Source organism: Citrobacter cronae (assembly GCF_016893685.1).
Taxonomy (GTDB): domain Bacteria; phylum Pseudomonadota; class Gammaproteobacteria; order Enterobacterales; family Enterobacteriaceae; genus Citrobacter; species Citrobacter werkmanii.
Genome location: NZ_CP069763.1, coordinates 4,481,978 through 4,503,060 on the forward strand (window position 1 = coordinate 4,481,978; position 21,083 = coordinate 4,503,060).

General features: G+C 52.5%; 19 protein-coding genes. 6 read left to right on the plus strand and 13 right to left on the minus strand.

Annotated features, from left to right (window positions below; all coding sequences use genetic code 11):
* Positions 1–300: 300 nt before the first annotated feature.
* Entirely contained in the window at positions 301–582 is a 282-nt protein-coding gene (locus JSN25_RS19535) for a DUF2574 family protein (protein ID WP_204525267.1), read from the minus strand.
* A gap of 265 nt (positions 583–847) precedes the next feature.
* Positions 848–1,957, minus strand: a complete 1,110-nt coding sequence (gene apbC, locus JSN25_RS19540; protein WP_204525268.1) for an iron-sulfur cluster carrier protein ApbC — start codon at positions 1,955–1,957, stop codon at positions 848–850.
* A 164-nt stretch (positions 1,958–2,121) separates the two neighbouring features.
* Here apbC and metG point away from each other — a divergent pair, with 164 nt between their 5' ends.
* Complete coding sequence (metG, locus tag JSN25_RS19545) at positions 2,122–4,155, plus strand: methionine--tRNA ligase (RefSeq protein WP_038641933.1); 2,034 nt, start codon at positions 2,122–2,124, stop codon at positions 4,153–4,155.
* 205 nt (positions 4,156–4,360) lie between these two features.
* The gene (locus JSN25_RS19550; RefSeq protein ID WP_204525269.1) at positions 4,361–4,819 is read left to right on the plus strand and encodes a YehR family lipoprotein; all 459 of its coding nucleotides are present in this window, start codon (positions 4,361–4,363) and stop codon (positions 4,817–4,819) included.
* 44 nt (positions 4,820–4,863) lie between these two features.
* Here JSN25_RS19550 and JSN25_RS19555 read toward each other — a convergent pair whose 3' ends face one another.
* The 3 genes from JSN25_RS19555 to JSN25_RS19565 are packed head-to-tail and all read right to left on the minus strand — an operon-like array spanning position 4,864 to position 7,782.
* Entirely contained in the window at positions 4,864–5,334 is a 471-nt protein-coding gene (locus JSN25_RS19555; RefSeq protein ID WP_087856170.1) for a YehS family protein, read from the minus strand.
* Between the two features lie 46 nt (positions 5,335–5,380).
* Entirely contained in the window at positions 5,381–6,100 is a 720-nt protein-coding gene (gene btsR, locus JSN25_RS19560; protein ID WP_038641937.1) for a two-component system response regulator BtsR, read from the minus strand.
* Complete coding sequence (locus JSN25_RS19565; protein WP_038641939.1) at positions 6,097–7,782, minus strand: sensor histidine kinase; 1,686 nt, start codon at positions 7,780–7,782, stop codon at positions 6,097–6,099. The genes btsR and JSN25_RS19565 overlap by 4 nt, the downstream gene beginning before the upstream one ends.
* Positions 7,783–8,007: 225 nt before the next feature.
* On the opposite strand from JSN25_RS19565, the gene mlrA reads away from it, so the two are divergent.
* Both mlrA and JSN25_RS19575 read left to right on the plus strand, forming a co-directional pair.
* Positions 8,008–8,739: an HTH-type transcriptional regulator MlrA gene (mlrA, locus tag JSN25_RS19570; protein ID WP_042307362.1), complete on the plus strand. Its 732-nt coding sequence runs from the start codon at positions 8,008–8,010 to the stop codon at positions 8,737–8,739.
* Positions 8,740–8,790: 51 nt separating this feature from the next.
* Entirely contained in the window at positions 8,791–8,898 is a 108-nt protein-coding gene (locus JSN25_RS19575) for a protein YohO (protein ID WP_003027354.1), read from the plus strand.
* Here JSN25_RS19575 and JSN25_RS19580 read toward each other — a convergent pair.
* The 5 genes from JSN25_RS19580 to bglX all read right to left on the minus strand — a co-directional run bounded on the left by JSN25_RS19580 (position 8,879) and on the right by bglX (position 15,154).
* Positions 8,879–9,610 carry an ABC transporter permease gene (locus JSN25_RS19580; RefSeq protein ID WP_204525270.1) on the minus strand — a complete coding sequence of 244 codons (732 nt, stop codon included), beginning with the start codon at positions 9,608–9,610 and terminating at the stop codon, positions 8,879–8,881. The two genes, JSN25_RS19575 and JSN25_RS19580, sit on opposite strands and share 20 nt — an antisense overlap.
* Positions 9,594–10,541 carry an ABC transporter ATP-binding protein gene (locus tag JSN25_RS19585; protein WP_121529279.1) on the minus strand — a complete coding sequence of 316 codons (948 nt, stop codon included), beginning with the start codon at positions 10,539–10,541 and terminating at the stop codon, positions 9,594–9,596. The genes JSN25_RS19580 and JSN25_RS19585 overlap by 17 nt, the downstream gene beginning before the upstream one ends.
* A complete protein-coding gene (locus JSN25_RS19590; RefSeq protein WP_069323458.1) occupies positions 10,534–11,700 on the minus strand; it encodes an ABC transporter permease in 1,167 nt (388 codons plus the stop codon). The genes JSN25_RS19585 and JSN25_RS19590 overlap by 8 nt, the downstream gene beginning before the upstream one ends.
* 15 nt (positions 11,701–11,715) lie before the next feature.
* A complete protein-coding gene (gene osmF, locus JSN25_RS19595; RefSeq protein ID WP_069323457.1) occupies positions 11,716–12,633 on the minus strand; it encodes a glycine betaine ABC transporter substrate-binding protein OsmF in 918 nt (305 codons plus the stop codon).
* A 223-nt stretch (positions 12,634–12,856) separates the two neighbouring features.
* Complete coding sequence (gene bglX / locus JSN25_RS19600) at positions 12,857–15,154, minus strand: beta-glucosidase BglX (protein WP_137347135.1); 2,298 nt, start codon at positions 15,152–15,154, stop codon at positions 12,857–12,859.
* A 232-nt stretch (positions 15,155–15,386) separates the two neighbouring features.
* Here bglX and dld point away from each other — a divergent pair, with 232 nt between their 5' ends.
* Positions 15,387–17,096 (plus strand): D-lactate dehydrogenase, encoded by a 1,710-nt coding sequence (gene dld, locus JSN25_RS19605; protein WP_038641949.1) that lies wholly within the window; start codon positions 15,387–15,389, stop codon positions 17,094–17,096.
* A 64-nt stretch (positions 17,097–17,160) separates the two neighbouring features.
* Here the strand turns inward: dld and pbpG are convergent, their stop codons facing one another.
* Positions 17,161–18,108 (minus strand): D-alanyl-D-alanine endopeptidase, encoded by a 948-nt coding sequence (pbpG, locus tag JSN25_RS19610; RefSeq protein WP_038641951.1) that lies wholly within the window; start codon positions 18,106–18,108, stop codon positions 17,161–17,163.
* A 181-nt stretch (positions 18,109–18,289) separates the two neighbouring features.
* The gene (locus JSN25_RS19615) at positions 18,290–18,877 is read right to left on the minus strand and encodes a Yip1 family protein (RefSeq protein ID WP_038641953.1); all 588 of its coding nucleotides are present in this window, start codon (positions 18,875–18,877) and stop codon (positions 18,290–18,292) included.
* 163 nt (positions 18,878–19,040) lie between these two features.
* Here JSN25_RS19615 and JSN25_RS19620 point away from each other — a divergent pair, with 163 nt between their 5' ends.
* The gene (locus JSN25_RS19620) at positions 19,041–19,613 is read left to right on the plus strand and encodes a DedA family protein (RefSeq protein WP_038641956.1); all 573 of its coding nucleotides are present in this window, start codon (positions 19,041–19,043) and stop codon (positions 19,611–19,613) included.
* A gap of 24 nt (positions 19,614–19,637) precedes the next feature.
* Here JSN25_RS19620 and mdtQ read toward each other — a convergent pair whose 3' ends face one another.
* Positions 19,638–21,077: a multidrug resistance outer membrane protein MdtQ gene (mdtQ, locus tag JSN25_RS19625; protein ID WP_038641958.1), complete on the minus strand. Its 1,440-nt coding sequence runs from the start codon at positions 21,075–21,077 to the stop codon at positions 19,638–19,640.
* Positions 21,078–21,083: the final 6 nt, after the last annotated feature.

Genomic DNA, 21,083 nt, shown 5'->3' on the forward strand with positions numbered 1-21,083 from the left:
GCAGCAATAATTGAACGTTTCATAGTATCTTCCTTAATCAACATATTTAGATTTGTTACGTGGTGTTATTCCTGTAATTAGAATCTACACACTTAAATCGTTACCGCAATGTAAACGGAATGTTTTTTTGATTTAAGACAAGTTACTCAATGCAATATAATTACAACAAATAGTCAGGAACCAATCTTATTTACACAATTAATAAGTTAACGTAATTTACCATTCATATTTATTTTCAAGATAAATAAAAAAGCCCACATCATTCATGAGAGTGATGTGGGCTATATGAAAGAGAGTATCCTAGTCGTAGCGGTTGAGGATAATTTGACGATTATCGCTGCCCGGAACAGCGACCAGTTCCGTTGTTACTCCCCTCACCACCGATGAAACAGTTTGTTCGGTACTCGAAACGTGGGTGGAGTTGCCGCAGCGCTGTTGAAGCTGAGCATTTACCACTTCGGTACTGCAGGTCGGCGCGACAACGTTGCCGCTAATAGTTAAGGTTGCGGTATCTGTTCCCAACGCGGGAAGATTTAATCCATAAGCCAGAACTATAATTCCCAGCGACAAAGTTTTTTTCATCTAAATGTCATTCCTGTATTAAGCCCGATTTAACATGCAGGGTAGTTATTTAGCGTAATAATAAGTGCGCTACCACGCGAAAACCAATTGAAATACTAAATCAATAGGATAGGCATGATCAATTTAAATGATGAATAAAGGATATAATTCAGAAAAAAACATATTTTATTAAGACAGGGTAAACAATGCTCTATTTTTTCTTCATCTTATATATTCACCGCATCAATATATCATTGATACGGTGAATAATATTTAACGCCAGAAATTACACCGCGCGGAAGGCAATTTCGCCAGGAATAACTTCACCCTGCCAGTACAGCTGCGCTGCCACGCGCCCTGCAAGGTCACGGTAAATGGCGGTAAATTCGCTGTCTGGACGGCTGATAACCGTCGGCGTACCGCGATCGAGGTCTTCACGCAGAGAAATATGCAGCGGCATTTGTCCCAACAGTTGGGTGTGGTACTGCTCGGCCAGTTTCTGTGCGCCGCCGGTGCCAAAGATTGGCTCATGATGCCCGCAGTTGCTGCAAATATGCATACTCATATTCTCAACAATACCCAACACCGGCACTTCGACTTTTTCGAACATCACAATGCCTTTTTTCGCATCGATCAGCGCAATATCCTGCGGCGTGGTCACTACAACCGCCCCAGTTACCGGAATGTTCTGCGCCAGCGTCAGTTGGATGTCACCGGTGCCTGGCGGCATATCCAGTACCAGATAATCAAGATCTGGCCATAAGGTTTCCTGCAGCATCTGCAATAGCGCTTTACTGGCCATCGGCCCGCGCCACACCATAGCGTTATCGTCGGTGACCAGATAGCCAATGGAGTTGGTCGCCAGACCGTGAGACATGATCGGCGCCATATGTGTGCCGTCCGGTGAAGTGGGACGCTGGTTTTCCGCGCCGAGCATCGTCGGGATGGACGGGCCATAAATATCGGCGTCCAGAATGCCCACCTTTGCCCCTTCCGCGGCCAGCGCCAACGCCAGGTTCACCGCAGTGGAAGATTTACCCACCCCGCCTTTGCCGGAACTGACGGCAATGATGCTTTTCACACCATTAATACCCGGCTGATTTTTCACACGTTTCAGGGTGGCGATGTTATGTGACAACTTCCAGTCAATCGCTTTCGCGCCGGTAATACGCAACAGATCGGCACTGCATTGCTCTTTTAATGCTTCAAACGCGCTATGCCAGACGAAGGGCATGACCAGCTCGACGTGCAACGTGTCATCCATCCAGGCGACGTGGTGCAACGCTTTAAGCGTCGTCAGATTATGCTTCAGGGTTGAATGCTGAAAATTCGCCAGCGTCCCGGCGACCATCGCGCGCAGGGTTTCTGGTGATTTGGCCTGGGATTGTGCGTTCATCCCGACTCCTTTTTGTTGTTCTGAAAATACAATAGTCACCAGGTAGTTTACTCCAACCGCAACAATTATTCATTTACGGATAAATGCCCTTATCGCTTGGCGCAGTAATTACCATTTTGGTACTATCAAAGCCCTTTTCACTACAAAAGAAGTAATTGCCCACTATGACTCAAGTCGCGAAGAAAATTCTGGTAACGTGCGCGCTGCCGTACGCCAACGGCTCTATCCACCTCGGCCATATGCTGGAGCACATCCAGGCTGATGTCTGGGTCCGTTACCAGCGAATGCGCGGCCACCAGGTAAACTTCATCTGCGCGGACGACGCCCACGGTACGCCAATCATGCTGAAAGCACAGCAGCTTGGGATCACGCCAGAGCAGATGATCGGTGAAATGAGTCAGGAGCATCAGACTGATTTTGCGGGTTTTGACATCAGCTATGACAACTACCACTCTACGCATAGCGAAGAGAACCGCGAGCTGTCTGAGCTGATTTACACGCGCCTGAAGGAGAACGGTTTTATTAAAAACCGCACTATCTCCCAGCTTTACGATCCGGAAAAAGGCATGTTCCTGCCTGACCGTTTCGTTAAAGGCACCTGCCCGAAATGTAAGTCTGCGGATCAATACGGCGATAACTGTGAAGTCTGTGGCGCAACCTACAGCCCGACCGAACTTATCGAGCCGAAATCCGTCGTTTCCGGCGCAACGCCGGTGATGCGTGACTCAGAACACTTCTTCTTTGACCTGCCGTCATTCAGCGAAATGCTGCAGGCATGGACGCGCAGCGGCGCGTTGCAGGAGCAGGTCGCCAACAAAATGCAGGAATGGTTTGAAGCCGGCCTGCAGCAGTGGGATATTTCCCGCGACTCACCGTACTTCGGTTTTGAAATCCCGAATGCGCCTGGCAAGTACTTCTACGTCTGGCTGGATGCGCCGATTGGCTATATGGGATCGTTCAAAAACCTGTGCGATAAGCGCGGCGACACCACTAGCTTTGACGAATACTGGAAGAAAGACTCTACCGCCGAGCTATATCACTTCATCGGTAAAGATATCGTCTACTTCCATAGCCTGTTCTGGCCTGCCATGCTGGAAGGCAGCAACTTCCGTAAGCCGACCAACCTGTTCGTACACGGTTATGTGACGGTGAACGGCGCGAAGATGTCCAAATCTCGCGGCACCTTTATTAAGGCCAGCACCTGGCTGAAGCACTTTGACGCCGACAGCCTGCGCTACTACTACACCGCGAAGCTCTCTTCACGTATTGATGACATCGACCTGAACCTGGAAGACTTTGTCCAGCGCGTTAACGCCGATATCGTCAACAAGGTGGTTAACCTGGCCTCCCGTAACGCTGGTTTTATCGCCAAGCGTTTTGACGGCGTGCTGGCGGCAGAACTGGCCGATCCGGCACTGTATAAAACCTTTACCGATGCCGCTGCGGTCATTGGCGAAGCGTGGGAAAGCCGTGAATTCGGTAAAGCTATCCGTGAGATCATGGCGCTGGCCGATGTGGCAAACCGCTACGTTGACGAACAGGCTCCGTGGGTTGTGGCTAAACAGGAAGGTCGCGACGCGGACCTGCAGGCAATTTGCTCAATGGGCATCAACCTGTTCCGCGTGCTGATGACTTACCTGAAACCGGTACTGCCGACGCTGGCTGAGCGTGTTGAAGCTTTCCTGAACAGCGAACTAAGCTGGGATGCTATCGAGCAACCGCTGCTCGGCCACAAGGTCAACACCTTTAAAGCGCTCTACAATCGCATCGACATGAAACAAGTTGAAGCGCTGGTTGAAGCGTCTAAAGAAGAGGTGAAAGCCGCAGCCGCACCGGTCACCGGCCCGCTGGCGGACGATCCGATTCAGGAAACCATCACCTTTGACGATTTCGCCAAAGTTGACCTGCGCGTAGCGTTGATTGAAAACGCTGAGTTTGTAGACGGTTCTGACAAGCTGCTGCGTCTGACGCTGGATCTCGGTGGCGAAAAGCGTAACGTCTTCTCCGGTATTCGTTCTGCTTATCCGGATCCGCAGGTTCTGATTGGACGTCAGACCATTATGGTAGCCAACCTGGCTCCGCGTAAAATGCGCTTCGGTATTTCCGAAGGTATGGTGATGGCGGCGGGTCCTGGCGGGAAAGATATCTTCCTGTTAAGTCCGGATGAAGGCGCAAAACCAGGCCAACAGGTGAAGTAAGACCTATCAAGCGCTGCAATGGCAGCGCTTTTTTTTGCAGTAGCTATTCCCCTAATCTCAAACGCGTCACTTCACTCCATTTTCGGACTGCTCAGCCATCGCGATTAGATTTATTCTATACTGCTTTGCTATTAAGGTCGTACGGGCCCATCAAATTCATAGGCTCTATTATTTTGCATCCGATATTCATGAAATGGAGTTTTACATGACAGCGTTTCAAAAATTAGTTTCTCTTGCCGTAGCGTCGGTTGTCATTTTTTCCCTGACGGGGTGTGGTGATACAGAAGAGACAAAAACATTTAATGCCAACCTAAACGGCTCGGATATTACCGTCTCTTACACCTATAAGGGCGATAAGGTTCTGAAACAAATCTCTGAAAGTAAAATCAGCTATGCGTCGGTCGGCGCCAGCAATAAAGAAGAAGCAGCAAAAGTATTTGACGCCTTAAGCGCTAAATATCAAAACATCCCTGGCATAGAAGAAAAGCTCACCTATTCAGACACCTATGCGCAGGAAAACGTCACTATCAATATGGAAAAAGTCGATGTAAAAGCATTGCAGGCAATTTCCGGGATGAAGCTGTCTGAGAATACCGATAAAAACATCAGCATGAAGCAAATGCAAACGGTAATGGAATCGGCGGGTTTTAAAGAAGTGAAGTAAACCGTCGGCGACCCGATTTTAATCGTGGTCGCCCGTTTTTCTCGTTATGCTTTCGTGCTATGTACGCGTGCGGTCAAACCGCGCAGGAAATAACGCAGGAACTGATCGCCGCATTCGCGATAGTTTTTATGATCCGGCGCGCGCATCATGGCGGTAATTTCCGGCATCGACACGCGAAATTTCTGCTCGGTCATAATGGCCAGAATATCATCGGTTTTCAGCGAAAAGGCGATACGCAGCTTTTTCAGCACCGTATTGTTATTAACACGACGCTCAAGCGCCAGCTCCGGCGCTGATTCATCTTTCCCACGCAGATGATAAATCAGACCGTTTAAAAAACCGGAAAGAATGATATCCGGGCAACGCACAAACCCGTCTTCATCTTCTTTTGTCATCCAGGTATCAAAACCCGCGGAGGTGGATTCCATGTCAGCAAGCGCAAGAATACGCACCATGTCGTTATTGTTCGCTTTCAGGGTGTAGCGCAGGCTACGAAGAATATCGTTACTTAGCATAGAGCCTTCAACAGTCGGTGATGCAATGGCGCGCAGTGTATCAGTTTTACAGTCCAATCGCCTCTTTTAGACTTTTAAGATAACGACGACTCACCGGAACGGTCAGCCCGTTACGCAAAATCAGCTCGGCCTGGCCGTTATCTTCCAGTCGGATTTCCTGCAATTGCGCCAGGTTCACCAGATATTGGCGGTGGCAGCGCAGGAGTGGCGTACGGCTTTCCAGCGTTCTGAGCGTTAACTCTGTGAACCCCTCTTTGCCATCGCTACTGGTGACATACACGCCGCTCATACGGCTGCTGATAAACGCCACATCATCCATTTGCAGCAAATAAATACGGCTATGACCGCTGCACGGAATAAACTTCAGCGGCTGCTGATGCTCGGGCAGTAGCGATACATCCTGCTTCGTGCGTTCCTGACGTAAACGGCTCAGCGTTTTTTCCAACCGCGCTTCTTCAATCGGCTTGAGCAGATAATCAAACGCGTGTTCTTCAAAGGCTTTGACCGCATACTCATCAAACGCGGTCAGGAAAACAATGTATGGACGATGTTCGGGATCAAGCATCCCGACCATTTCCAGGCCGCTGATACGCGGCATCTGAATATCGAGAAACAGGACATCCGGGTGCAGTTTATGTACCGCGCCGATGGCTTCCACCGCATTCGAACACTCCCCGATAATCTCGATGTCGCTTTGCTCCTGCAACAGGATCCGCAGATTCTCCCGCGCTAACGGTTCGTCATCGACAATCAGCACTTTGATCATGCCTGTTCCTCCAGAGGAAGTCGTAAAGTAATTCGGGTAAAGCGGTCAGGTTCACACGCTACGCTGATGCCAAAATCATCGCCAAACCGCTCGCGTAGTCGCTTATCGACCAGATTCATACCTAACCCGCTGGCCTCAGACGTTGGCTGATACAGCCCGGCATTATCTTCAATATCCAGCATCAGATACTGCCCTTCGCGACGGGCGGTAATCGACACCTCTCCGGTATCCAGTAGCTGAGAGGTACCGTGCTTAATGGCATTTTCCACGATGGGCTGCAGGGTAAAAGCCGGTAATTGCTGATGCGAAAGTTCATCAGGCACCGTTAAAGTCACCTGTAGCCGTGACTGGAATCGTGCCTTTTCAATTTGCAAATAGGCGTTCACGTGCTCAATTTCATCGGCCAGTGTGACAATCTCCGACGGGCGTTTTAAGTTTTTGCGAAAGAAGGTCGACAGGTACTGCACCAGTTGACTGGCCTGCTCGCTATCGCGGCGGATCACGGCTTTGATGGTATTGAGCGCATTGAACAGAAAATGAGGATTCACCTGGGCATGCAGGAGTTTTATTTCTGACTGCGTAAGCATTGCTTTTTGCCGCTCGTACTGTCCGGCCAGTATTTGCGCCGAAAGTAGCTGAGCGATCCCCTCCCCCAACGTGCGGTTGATCGAGCTAAAGAGGCGGTTTTTAGCCTCATACAGTTTGATGGTCCCCATCACCCGCTGATTTTCACCCCGCAGCGGAATCACCAGCGTCGAGCCTAATTTGCATTGCGGATGCAAAGAGCAACGGTAAGGGACTTCATTCCCGTCGGCATACACCACCTCTCCGGTTTCTATTGCCCGTAGAGTGTACGACGACGAAATCGGTTTACCAGGCAGGTGGTGATCGTCACCAATGCCGGTAAATGCCAGCAGCTTCTCACGATCGGTAATCGCCACCGCGCCGATATCCAGCTCTTCGTACAGCACCTGAGCCACCTTCATGCTGTTAACCTCGTTGAACCCCTGACGCAAAATACCTTCCGTAGAGGCGGCAACTTTGAGCGCAGTAGCGGAAAAAGCGGAGGTGTATTTTTCAAACATCGCCCGTTTATCGAGCAATATACGCATAAACAGGGCTGCGCCCACGGTATTGGTGACCATCATCGGGGCGGCAATATTGCTGACCAACCGAAACGCATCATCAAAGGGACGAGCAATTAATAAGATAATCAGCATCTGCACCAGTTCGGCCACAAAGGTAATCGCGCCCGCCGTCAACGGGCTGAAGACTTTATCGGTACGGCCGCGACGAGTGAGCACGCTGTGCACCAGCCCGCCGAGTAAACCTTCCACAATGGTCGAAATCATGCAGCTTAGCGCCGTCATACCGCCCATTGAATAACGGTGTAAGCCACCGGTCAGACCGACTAAACCACCGACTACGGGACCGCCAAGCAGCCCGCCCATCACCGCGCCGATGGCACGCGTGTTAGCAATAGAGTCATCAATGTGCAGCCCGAAATAGGTGCCCAATATGCAGAAAATGGAAAAGGTGACATAGCAAAGCAGTTTGTGCGGGAGACGGATAGTGACCTGCATCAGCGGGATAAACAAACGCGTTTTGCTCATTAGCCACGCGATAACGAGAAACACGCACATCTGCTGAAGCAGCAGCAACACCAGATTAAACTCGTACATACGCGCCAACCACACATCACTTAAAAGCGCGTAACATACATGGGCTGCGCGTAACTTTCTTTGAAGTGTTGCAAAAAAACAGGAATTTGTGAGAACGATCACTCGAAAGCGCGAGTAGGACGACAAACTCACCCCTTCATTGATCAAAAAACAGACAAAACTACCTGGTTCGTAAAAGAGCGTCTAAAGTAAAACTGGGACCTCGCGAGCAAGAGTGAGACGACGATGGCGCTTTACACAATCGGTGAAGTGGCTTTGCTTTGTGATATCAACCCTGTCACTTTACGCGCGTGGCAGAGGCGTTACGGATTACTCAAACCGCAGAGGACAGACGGCGGTCATCGCCTGTTTAACGACGCGGATATTGACCGGATCCGAGAGATAAAACGCTGGATAAACAACGGCGTTCAGGTCAGTAAGGTGAAAATGTTGCTCAGCAATGAGAACATTGATGTGCATAACGGCTGGCGTGAACAGCAAGAGACGCTACTAAGCTATTTGCAAAGCAATAATTTGCATAGTCTGAGAATGTGGATCAAAGAGCGTGGCCAGGATTATCCCGCGCAAACGCTCAACACCCATTTGTTCACCCCGTTACGCCGCCGTCTGCAATGCCAGCAGCCGATCCTCCAGGCGTTACTCGGGATCCTCGACGGCGTCCTCATCAACTATATCGCGATTTGTCTGGCCTCAGCGCGCAAGAAACAGGGTAAAGATGCGCTGGTTGTCGGCTGGAACATTCACGATACCACCCGTTTGTGGCTGGAGGGTTGGGTTGCCAGTCAGCAGGGATGGCGCGTTGACGTTCTGGCCCACTCACTGAACCAACTACGACCGGAAATGTTTGAGGGTCGAACCTTACTTGTCTGGTGCGGCGAGAACCAAACGCCCGCTCAGCAGCAACAGTTGAGTGAATGGCGCGCGTTGGGTCACGATATTTATCCACTCGGTATTTAATATTCTATTAACAACCGTGTACAATCCTTAGATTCACATAAGGAGTGCACAATGAGCGCAGCTAAAATCGGTGTAATAACCCTCTTCCTGCTGATGGCTATCGGCGGTATCGGCGGCGTCATGCTGGCAGGCTACACCTTCATTTTACGTGCCGGGTAAGGTAGCTCGCTAATCGCTCAAATCCGCGATCGATAATCACTGCCGCCAACGCGACCAGCAACGCCCCCTGAATCACATAGGCGGTATTGAATCCGCTAAGTCCGATAATTATCGGCGTGCCCAGCGTATTCGCCCCGACGGTTGAGGCTATCGTTGCGGTGCCGATATTAATGATCACCGATGTGCGGATCCCCGCCAGAATAACCGGTGCCGCCAGCGGCAACTCCACTTTACGCAGGCGCTGCCAGCGACTCATCCCCATCCCGCTGGCGATATCCATCACGCTGACAGAGATGCCTCCCAGCCCCGCCAGGGTTGCCTGTAGGATCGGTAACACGCCATACAGGATCAGCGCGATAACCGCCGGCTCAAGACCAAATCCCATCACCGGCACGGCAATCGCCAGCACCGCGACCGGGGGAAAAGTCTGCCCCACGGCGGCGATAGTTTCCACCATCGGCCTGAACTCTGCCCCCCAGGGCCGGGTTACCGCAATTCCGGCGCCGGTGCCGATGAGTACAGCGATAAGACTCGATATTCCCACCAGCGCAAAATGACTCAGCGCCAGCGTCGTAAAACTTTCCTGCTGATACACGGGACGCGGCAACTCTGGAAACAACGAACTAAACAGGGCCTGACTGTGCGGTAACCCGACCAACAGGATCAGGAACAGGACAACCAGCCACAGCAGTGGATCAGCAAGACGTTTCACGGGGCGGCATCTCCGAAAGCAGATCGCGAAAGTGAAGCGTACCGCAGGACACGCCCTGCGGCGTCACAACCGGCAGTACATCGCATCCCCGCGCCACAAACATCGACAGCGCATCACGCAGCGTCATTTCAGCCACCAGCGGCTCACCGTCTGAATGTTCGCCGCGACGGATAAAATCCCCCACCGTACGCAGCGACAGTAACCGTACGCCCAGTTCGCTGCGGCCAAAGAACGTTTGTACGAAATCGTTCGCTGGCGCCGTCAGCATCGACAACGGCGTCCCTTGCTGCACGACCTTACCCGCGTCCATCAGGACCAGATGTTCCGCCAGCCTCAGCGCCTCGTCGATATCATGCGTCACCAATACAATGGTACGCCCCAGAAGACGATGAATACGGGTCATCTCCTGCTGCAGCGCACCGCGGGTGACGGGATCCAGCGCGCCAAAAGGCTCATCCATCAGTAACACCTGCGGATCTGCCGCCAGCGCGCGTGCAACCCCGACCCGCTGCTGTTGCCCACCGGAAAGCTGATGCGGATAACGGTGACGCAAACTCGCCTCCAGCCCCAACAGCGCCATAAGTTCATCTGTGCGATCATCAATACGCGAACGCGACCACTTTTGTAATTGCGGCACGGTGGCGATGTTCTGCGCGACGGTCCAGTGCGGGAACAAACCGATAGACTGGATCGCGTACCCCATACGCCGCCTTAACTCCAGTACCGGCAGACTGCGAATCTCCTCGCCCGCAAAAAGAATCTGCCCGCGGTCATGCTCGACCAGTCGGTTGATCATCTTCAGTGTGGTGGATTTCCCGGAACCCGACGTGCCAATCAGCACCGAAAAGCTCCCCTCCGCCAAATGCAGATTAAGGTCGTCGACGGCTTTTTGCTGACCGTAGGTTTTACTGACATGACTAAATTCAATCATTATTCGTTCCCTTCAGCAGCGCTAGCCCTAAATCAAACAGCGCATCAATCAACACTGCCAGCACAACTACCGGGATCACGCCCAGCAGCACTAAATCAACGGCGCTACTGAGCAATCCCTGAAAGACCAGCGCGCCAAAGCCCCCGGCACCGATCAGTGCGGCAATCACCGCCATCCCTACTGTCTGGATCATCACCACCCGCAAACTGCGCAAGAAGACAGGCAGCGCCAGCGGCAACTGCACCGAGATAAACCGTTGACGCGCGCTCATCCCCATCGCCCGGGCGCTTTCCAGTACATCCTGTGGAACCTGATTCAGTCCAGCCACCACGCCACGTACCAACGGTAAGAGCGCGTACAGTACCAACGCAATAAGCGCGGGTGTCATGCCGGTTCCCGCAACGCCGAGTGAGCTTAACCAGGGAAAATGCTTAACCAGCCCAGCGAGCGGCGCAATCAACAGGCCAAACAAGGCCACCGAGGGAATAGTCTGGATAATGTTCAGTACGGCGAAAACGGGTCCCTGACGCGAGTCAGAAAAAGAGCACCAAACGCCCAGCGGCACACCAAGGAATAGCGCGGGTATCACGGTGCCAAACAGAATAGTCAGATGCTGCGCCAGTGCGTCGTTAAAGACATCCTGGCGGTTGGCATACTCTTTCAGCAGGGAAAGATCGTTAAACGTGCCGGACAGTAATAACACTATCGGCATAACAAAAAGTTGCGCATGCAGCACCCATCGCCACAACATCTGACGGGTGATGCGCCGAATGGCGTCACTGGCAGCCAGCAGCATGAATCCGAGACCCAGCCAGAACCCGGAGCCAAGACTGGTTCTGGCCAACGTACTGCCCGTCTGCGCCAGATACGTTGCCGTTGTACCTGCGGTTACCAGCGCCGCAATCACCAACAGCTGGCTGATAACAAGCGTCAATATATTGCCGGGTTTGCCCGACACAAAGCACAGAAGAAACAGTAGCAGACAGGCCACCGCCAGTCCCCACGCCATGTCGGGCCTGATATCCCAGAGTTGACGACCTTCGCCGGAAACCAGGCGATTGGGAGCATAGCTAATGAAAGGAAGCGCAGCTGCTGCGAAGGTAAGAAGAACCAGCAGCAACAGCACCCGATTAACCGAGATATTGGACAAAACACCCACCCGCCGTAAATTCCGTTACTTAACCCATCCTTTTTGCTTCAGATAATCTGCTGCAACTTTTTTTGCATCCAGCCCCTCTACAGCAATACTGGCGTTAAGCTGCTGGAGCGTTTTTTCATCCAGACTGGCAAAAACAGGCTGCAGCCATTCTTCCATTTGCGGATAGGCCTTGAGTACCGACTCACGTACCACTGGCGCAGGCGCATAAATCGGCTGAACGCCTTGCGGATCGCTTAACGTTTGCAGCCCCAGCGCGGCGACCGGACCATCGGTGCCGTAGGCCATCGCGGCATTGACGCCGGAGGTTTGCTGCGCTGCGGCTTTAATCGTCACGGCGGTATCCCCCCCGGCCAGTGATAAAAGCTGATTCTGATTCAGTTTAAAATCATAGGCTTTTTCAAACGCGGGCAGCGCGTCCGCACGTTCGATAAACTCCGCAGAGGCGGCCAGTTTGAAAGTGCCCCCCTCCTTGAGGTAGCGCCCTAAGTCTGCAAGCGAAACCAGTTTATTCTTTTCGGCGACATCCTGGCGGACCGCAATGGTCCAGGTATTGTTGGCGGGCGCAGGCGTTAGCCAGACCAGTTTATTTTTCTCTGCGTCCAGCTTTTTCACTTTGTCGAAACCAGCCTGCGCATTTTTCCACGCCGGATCATTCTCATCTTTAAAGAAGAAGGCGCCATTGCCGGTATATTCCGGGTAGATATCCAGCTCGCCGGATGTAATCGCGCCACGCACCACTGGCGTAGTCCCCAGTTGCACTTTATTGACGGTTTTCACACCATGGCTTTCGAGCACTTGCAAAATAATGTTACCGAGCAGCGCCCCTTCGGTATCAATTTTTGACCCAACCGTAACGGGCGACGCGGCCTGCAAGGGCATACTTATCGCGGCTAACAATGCCAACGACCCTACCCCAAACTTTGAGATTATCATGCTGTGCTCCTCATCCTTTTGCGGCCCTTTTCAGAGACTTGAGGAAAAAGCATAGTCGAAAAATCAGGCCTTAACCTGGCAATTGGGTAGTAACACTGAGAGTAATTAGCAGTAAGGCGATAAAAAAATCCGGCAAACCCAAAGTGAATTTGCCGGATAGCGTTATTTCATAGACCAGATAAGCATTGCGCCATCAGGCATGATGCGTGGCTTTCTTCATCAACTACAGCAGTTCAAATTCCCCCTGCTTCACTCTGGCGGAATCCACGCCGATAAAGACGTTAAATTTACCCGGTTCAGCATCGTATTTCATACGCTGGTTCCAGAATTTCAGCGCTTCGATATCAATCGGGAAGCTGACAGTCTGCGTTTCACCCGGTTTAAGATTCACTTTCTCAAAGCCTTTCAGCTGTTTTACCGGACGGCTCATTGAAGCGGTCACATCCTGCAAATACATCTGAATCACCGTGGCACCTTCGCGCTTGCCGGTGTTGGTCACCTGGACGCTGGCCGTCACAGTCCCGTCACGTTTCATCGTCGGTGCAGAGAGTTTCACATCCGAAACGGTAAAGGTGGTGTAGCTCAGGCCATAGCCAAAGGGATACAACGGACCGTTTGCCTCGTCAAAATAACGCGAGGTGTACTTATTCGGCTTATCGGCGTTATACGGACGACCGGTATTGAGATGGCTGTAATAGACCGGAATCTGTCCGACAGAGCGTGGGAAAGACATCGGCAGCTTGCCTGATGGGTTGTAATCGCCAAACAACACATCGGCGATGGCGTTACCGCCTTCCGTCCCGGCAAACCAGGTTTCGAGGATCGCATCAGCCTGTTGATCTTCCTTAACCAGCGCCAGCGGACGTCCGTTCATCAGCACCAGCACCAGCGGTTTGCCCGTTGCTTTCAGCGCGGCAATCAGGTCACGTTGGCTCTGCGGAATAGTAATGTCCGTACGGCTGGAGGCTTCATGCGCCATTCCCTGTGCCTCACCGACTACCGCAACCACCACATCAGACTGTTTCGCAGCGTTAACGGCTTCATCAATCATCTCCTGCGGCGAGCGCGGGTCAACTTTCACCGCCTCTTCATACAGGTTCAGGAAGTCGACAATGCCTTTATCGTTGGTGATATTCGCCCCTTTGGCGTATACCACTTTACCCTGCTCGCCAATGGCATTTTTAATCCCTGTCAGCACCGTTACCGACTGATCGGCAACACCCGCTGCGGACCAACTGCCCATCACATCACGCTTGCTATCGGCCAGTGGCCCGACAACCGCCACGGTGGCGGATTTTTTCAGCGGCAGCGTGTCGAGGCGGTTTTTCAGCAGCACCAGGCTTTCACGCGCCACTTCACGCGCTTCTTTACGGTGCAGGCGGCTTTCGGCGTTGGTATCCACCGGGTCAGACTCTTTGGCTCCCAGATGGCTGTACGGATCGTTAAACAGCCCCATATCATATTTCACGTTCAGCACGTGACGCGCAGCGTCGTCAAGCTCCGCCATCGTCACTTTGCCTGATTTAATCAGCCCCGGCAGGTATTTGCTGTAATACTCATCGCTCATACTCATGTTGATACCGGACTTGATAGCCACGCGTACCGCATCCTCAGGATCGGACGCCGTGCCGTGCTTAATCAGTTCCTTAATCGCGCCGTGATCGGAAACGGTGATGCCTTTAAAGCCCCACTCATCGCGCAGCACGTCTTTCAGCAGCCATGCATCCGACGTCGCCGGCGTACCGTTGAGTGAATTAAGTCCTACCATCACCGCGCCGCTACCGGCATCCAGCCCGGCTTTGTACGGCGGCATGTAGTCGTTAAACAGACGCTGCGGGCTCATATCGACGGTGTTGTACTCTTTCCCGCCCTCTACCGCACCATAAGCAGCGAAGTGCTTGACGCTGGTCATCACCGAATAGCGATCGGCCGGGCTTTTCCCCTGCATCGCTTCCACCATGGTTTTACCCATTGTGGCGGTCAAATACGTGTCTTCGCCGAACCCTTCCGATGCCCGGCCCCAGCGCGGATCGCGGGAGACATCAACCATCGGCGCCCAGGTCATGTTCAGGCCATCGTCAGCGGCTTCATACGCTGAAACGCGACCGACGGTTCTGACCGCATCGAGATTAAAGGAGGACGCCAGACCGAGGCTTATCGGGAACACGGTACGCTGGCCGTGCAATACGTCGTAGGCAAAAAAGAGAGGAATTTTCAGGCGGCTGAGTTCCATCACCTGATCCTGCATTTTGCGGATATCCTGGCGTGTGACGGTGTTAAAAATAGCCCCAACCTGCCCGTCTTTGATCATCTCGCGGATGGCTTCCTTCGGATTATCAGGCCCGACGCTGATTAAGCGTAATTGACCAATTTTCTCATCCACGGTCATCTGTTTGAGTAAATCGGTAACAAACGCATCCCGCGCTTCTGGCGTCAGCGGATGGTTACCAAACAGAGTGTCCGCCAGCGCGGGTTGCACTGCCAGACTCACCGCAACACCTACAGAACATAGCCATTTCATGTTGATTCTCTCTTTATTTTTTCCTGACGCATCAGCGAAAATATAACAAAAACCGCAATTTGCCGTAAGACTAAACGGGAGCGCTAAAGAAAGCTAAGGTTATTCTCCTAATTTTCAAAACCAGCGTGAATCAATGAAAGACAAGCCAGAGACAATATGAATGAGAAAGCGTATTGTCATACAAAGCGCTATGCTTGTTCCTGATATTGAGTCCCACCACAAGGAGTGGAGAATGTCTTCCATTACAACAGATAATAAAGCTTTCCTGAATGAACTGACCCGCCTGGTGGGTCATTCGCACCTGCTCACTGAACCCGCTAAAACCGCCCGCTATCGCAAGGGATTCCGCTCCGGCCAGGGCGATGCGCTCGCCGTCGTTTTCCCGGGCTCGCTTTTAGAATTGTGGCGCGTCCTGAACGCCTGTGTCGCCGCAGACAAAATCATTCTGATGCAGGCCGCCAATACCGGCCTGACCGAAGGCTCTACGCCAAGCGGCAATGATTACGACCGTGAGATTGTTATTATCAGCACCCTGCGTCTTGATAAGCTGCACGTCATCGGCAAAGGCGAACAGGTGCTGGCCTGGCCTGGAACAACGCTCTATTCGCTGGAAAAAGCGCTCAAACCTTTTGGTCGTGAACCGCATTCAGTGATCGGTTCTTCCTGCATCGGTGCTTCCGTGATTGGCGGCATTTGTAACAACTCCGGCGGCTCGCTGGTGCAACGAGGCCCGGCCTACACGGAGATGTCGCTGTTTGCGCGTATTGATGAACAGGGCAAATTACAGCTGGTTAACCATCTGGGCATCGACCTTGGCCAAACCCCAGAGCAGATCCTTAGCAAACTCGATGACGAGCGCATCAAAGATGACGATGTTCGCCACGACGGACGTCATGCGCACGATCACGACTACGTGACCCGCGTCAGAGATATTGAGGCGGACACGCCCGCACGCTATAACGCCGACCCGGACCGCTTGTTTGAATCTTCCGGTTGTGCCGGAAAGCTCGCGGTTTTCGCCGTGCGTCTGGACACTTTCGAAGCCGAAAAAAATCAGCAGGTCTTTTATATCGGCACCAACCAGCCAGAGGTGTTGACGGAGATCCGCCGTCATATTCTGGCGAAGTTTGAGCATCTGCCGGTTGCCGGTGAATATATGCATCGCGATATTTACGACATTGCAGAGCAGTACGGTAAAGATACGTTCCTGATGATCGACAAACTCGGCACCGACAAAATGCCGTTTTTCTTCACCCTGAAAGGTCGCACCGATGCGATGCTGGAAAAAGTGAAATTTTTCCGTCCGCACTTCACCGACCGGGCGATGCAGAAGTTTGGCCATTTATTCCCCAGCCACTTACCGGCGCGTATGAAAAGCTGGCGCGACAAATACGAGCATCACCTGCTGTTAAAAATGGCCGGTGGCGGCGTGGCCGAAGCGCAAAACTGGCTTAATGAGTTTTTCAAAACGGCCGAGGGCGACTTCTTTGCCTGTACGCCGGAAGAAGGCAGCAAGGCATTCCTGCACCGCTTTGCGGCGGCTGGCGCAGCTATTCGTTATCAGGCCGTTCATGCGGATGAAGTGGAAGATATTCTGGCGCTGGATATCGCGCTGCGTCGTAACGACACCGAATGGTATGAACATCTGCCGCCAGAAATCGACAGCCAACTGGTGCACAAGCTCTATTACGGGCATTTTATGTGCTATGTATTCCATCAGGATTACATCGTCAAAAAAGGCGTGGATGCCCATGCGCTGAAAGAGCAGATGCTAGAGTTACTTCGCGAGCGTGGGGCACAGTATCCGGCGGAGCATAACGTCGGGCATTTGTACCAGGCGCCGGAAACATTAACCCGCTTTTACCGCGAGAATGACCCAACCAACAGTATGAACCCGGGTATTGGGAAAACGAGTAAGCAGAAGTTCTGGAAAGAATCGTAGGCCCGATAAGCATAAGCGCCATCGGGCACGTTGCCGGGGGCGCTTCGCTTGCCCGGCCGACGGTTTAATCGTTCTGCGCGGTTTGCTCACCCGTAGCTGAACCTGCCGCCGCCATCTGCGCCGCTTTTTGCTTTTTGTAGCTCAGCGCCGCCGCCGGAACCGGCATCACCTTGCCGGTTTCAATCCAGGTGCGTAAACGGCTGGCATCGGCAAAGTGGGTATATTTCCCAAAAGCATCCATCACCACCAGCGCCACCGGTTTGTTATTAATCACCGTGCGCATCACCAGACAGTGGCCCGCCGCATTGGTAAACCCGGTTTTAGTTAACTGAATATTCCAGTTATCGCGATACACCAGATGGTTGGTATTACGGAACGGCAATGTATATGCCGGATTGGCAAACGTCGCCATATCTTCACGCGTAGTACTTAGCTGACCAATCAGCGGATACTGTTTGCTGGCAATCAGTAACTTCGTTAAATCACGCGCGGTTGAGACGTTATGAATCGATAACCCGGTCGGCTCCACAAAACGGGTATGGGTCATGCCCAGCGCTTTCGCTTTCGCATTCATCGCCTTGATAAACGCGTTATAGCCGCCAGGGTAATGATGCGCCAGACTGGCTGCCGCGCGGTTTTCAGATGACATCAGCGCCAGTAACAGCATGTCTTTACGGCTGATTACACTGTTCAGCCGTACGCGAGAGTAAATTCCTTTCATCTCAGGCGTCTGACTGATATCAACTTTCAGCTTTTCATCCAGCGGCAGTCGCGCATCAAGCACCACCATCGCCGTCATTAATTTGGTAATCGACGCAATCGGACGCACCAGATCCGGATGATTCGAATAGATAACCTTGTTGGTATTCAGATCAACAATCATCGCGCTACCGGACGCTATCTCAGGTTGAGAAGCCGCTACGGTAGGTGCCGTTTTCGCCACGGCTTGGGGTGCAAAAGGAACGGCCAGCACCAGGGCAAGGCTTAATAATGAAACTCGGAATTTCAGCATGATGAGATTTCTGATAAGGGTTCACGCACGTCACAACGCACACCGCCCGAGATTAAGTATTTTCTCAGGCTAGCTCAGGCATCATAGCGATCCGGCAGGTTTGCCGCTACAGGATAATCGTCTCGAAATGCTGCGTTGCTGACTTTTACGTCAACAACGCAGCGCAGAGGCGTTTTACAGGTCAGAATAAGCGATAGCCGTAACCCCACAGAATTACCGTAATCGCCAGCAGAACCTCCAGTACCAGCACACCAATAGCCAGCGTGGAACTGGAAAAACTTAACCCTTCCTCACGAGTGATATTCAGAAACGTTGGAATACCGAGATAGAGTAAATAACCGGTGTAAAACAGCGCGATAGTTCCCACCAACGCACACAGCCAGACCAGCGGATAAAGTGCGACCAGACCGCTTAAAAACAGCGGAGTCGCGACATATCCGGCAAAGACCATACAGTGCGCCAGCGATGGACGCTGCGGGTAATTACGCGCCATCCACCAGATAACCCGGCCCATGACAGCCACGCCCGCCAGCATCACGCCGTAAAACAGAATGGCCAGCGCCAGTCCGGTCAACAGGGATAACTGCAGTATGTTGCCGTCACCAAAATTCCAGCCGATTTGTGTGGTACCGATAAACGCGCAAACAACCGGGATTGCCGCCATCAGCAGTACATGATGGGTATAGTGATGCGAAACGCTTTCGTTTTCGCTGTTGATCACGTGCATTTCACGATCGGGATGGGAAAACAGCCCCCAGACATGGTTCATACCGCCCCCTTCTTGTCAGCTCCGGATCTCAACACTTCAAGTATAATTCAGCTTTTGATTATTTTATGTACACAGAGAAAATACCGGATCGCTACGGCGCGGCTTTTCCGGCATCAAGTATTCATAGGGTGTATGCTATAAGCGGTGGAGGTCATACAATCGTATGGATATAAATCATTATGTTGCGCAATACGGCTATGCCGCATTAGTGATTGGCAGTCTGGCTGAAGGGGAAACCATTACCCTGTTAGGCGGCGTCGCGGCCCATCAGGGAGTACTTAAATTTCCGCTGGTGGTGCTCTCCGTCGCGCTGGGCGGGATGATTGGCGATCAGTTGCTCTATTTACTCGGACGTCGTTTTGGCGGCAAAATTCTGCGGCGTTTTTCGCGTCATCAGGCAAAAATTGATTACGCGCAGAAGATGATCCAACGGCGTCCTTATCTGTTCGTGGTCGGCACGCGTTTTATGTACGGTTTTCGCGTCATTGGCCCTTTGCTGATTGGCGCCAGTCACCTGCCACCGAAGATCTTTTTACCGCTCAATATTCTCGGGGCGCTGGTGTGGGCGCTGATATTTACCACTCTGGGTTATGTGGGGGGAGAAGTCATCGCGCCGTGGCTGCACAATCTCGACCAGCACATTAAGCACTGGATATGGCTGGTTCTGGTGATTGTACTGGTGGTAGGCGCGCGCTGGTGGTTGAAAAAACGCAGCAGCAAGAAGACGGCCCGGTAGAGCGGCATCTACCGGGCAGGTGTGTTACGACGCGTGGTAACCGCCGCCCAGCGCGCTGGTCAACTGAATGGAAGCATCCAGCCACTGGCCTTGCAATACCAGACCGTTACACTGCTCACGTAACGCTGGGATCTTTGCTTCGCTGACCCGGGAACCCGCGATAATACCGGCGTTAAATCGCGCCTGCGCAAGTCCCACCACGCGCTGTGCATCATGTTCGATCTGCTGCTGATGCTGATTCTTCTGCGCCAGCGTTTCCACCTGCGATGCGGCACGCGCCACGTCATTCACCGCATCTACCACGGCTTTGTTGTAATTCGCCACCGTCAGGTTGCTTTGCGCTTTGGTGATATCAAGATTGGCATTCAATCTGCCGCTGTCGAAAATAGGCAGCGTGAGTCCGGCAGTGACGCCCATTTGCTGCGCGGAATGGCGGAACAGATCGCTCAGATGTAACGCATCTTGTTGTAAAAACGCCATCAAATTCACGTCCGGATAAAACGCGGCTTTGGCCGCATCAATGCTGCTCAGCGACGACTCAATGTACCAGTGGGCGGCCTGTAAATCCGGTCGACGGGCCAGCAGCGAATAACCTAACTGGGACGGGAGCTGGCTTTCTACGGTAGGTAACTTACTGGTATGCAGTTTCAGAACGGTAGACTGTGAATTAGTCAGGGCGCTCAGCCGCGCCTCAATCACTTTCATTTTGCCGTTAACATCGTTCAGTTGCTGATCCGTTTTACTGGAATCGATATCGGTCTCAACGCCTTCCACTGATGAGGTAATGCCGTTTTGATACAGCTGACGATCGACAGTTATCACGTTCTGTTGCTCATTTTTAATCTGCGTCAGCACGCTTTTCAGTGCCGCCTGCGTCTGCCATTCCCAGTACAGACGCGAAACACCGCTCGCCAGCAGTTGGCGGGTTTGTTCACGCTCAGCTTCACGCGCTTTAACGGCCCCAATACGCGCCGTCACTTCGGCCCGATTTTTCCCCCACAGATCCAGATTCCAGCCGGCGGTTAAACCAAACGTCCCGTTGGTGTACCACGGGCCTGTCGTTCCGGCGGCAGGATCGGTAATGGCAAACGGTCCCATCAGCCCTTCAGCTGACATTCTCTGACGCTCAACGTCCGCAGAAAAATCGATCTCCGGACCATCCTGCGCCTCAACGGCCTTCGCCTGCGCCTCCGCCAGTTGAATGCGCTGTTCCGCCACCTGCATATCAGGAGAGTTTCGCAACGTGCTGTCAATCAGCGCATTAAGCTGAGGATCGTGGTATGCCTTCCACCATTGGCTGTCCGGCCAGCCATTTTTTAACGCCGCAGGTAATGCGGAATCGACATTCGCAGCAGGGGTCTGCTGCGACAGAGACTGACGGTCATCATGCATAGGCGCACAGCCAGCCATGAGAATAAAAAGGGGCAACAATGCCGTCGCGGCAAAAACAGAATTACGATTCATGGAGAT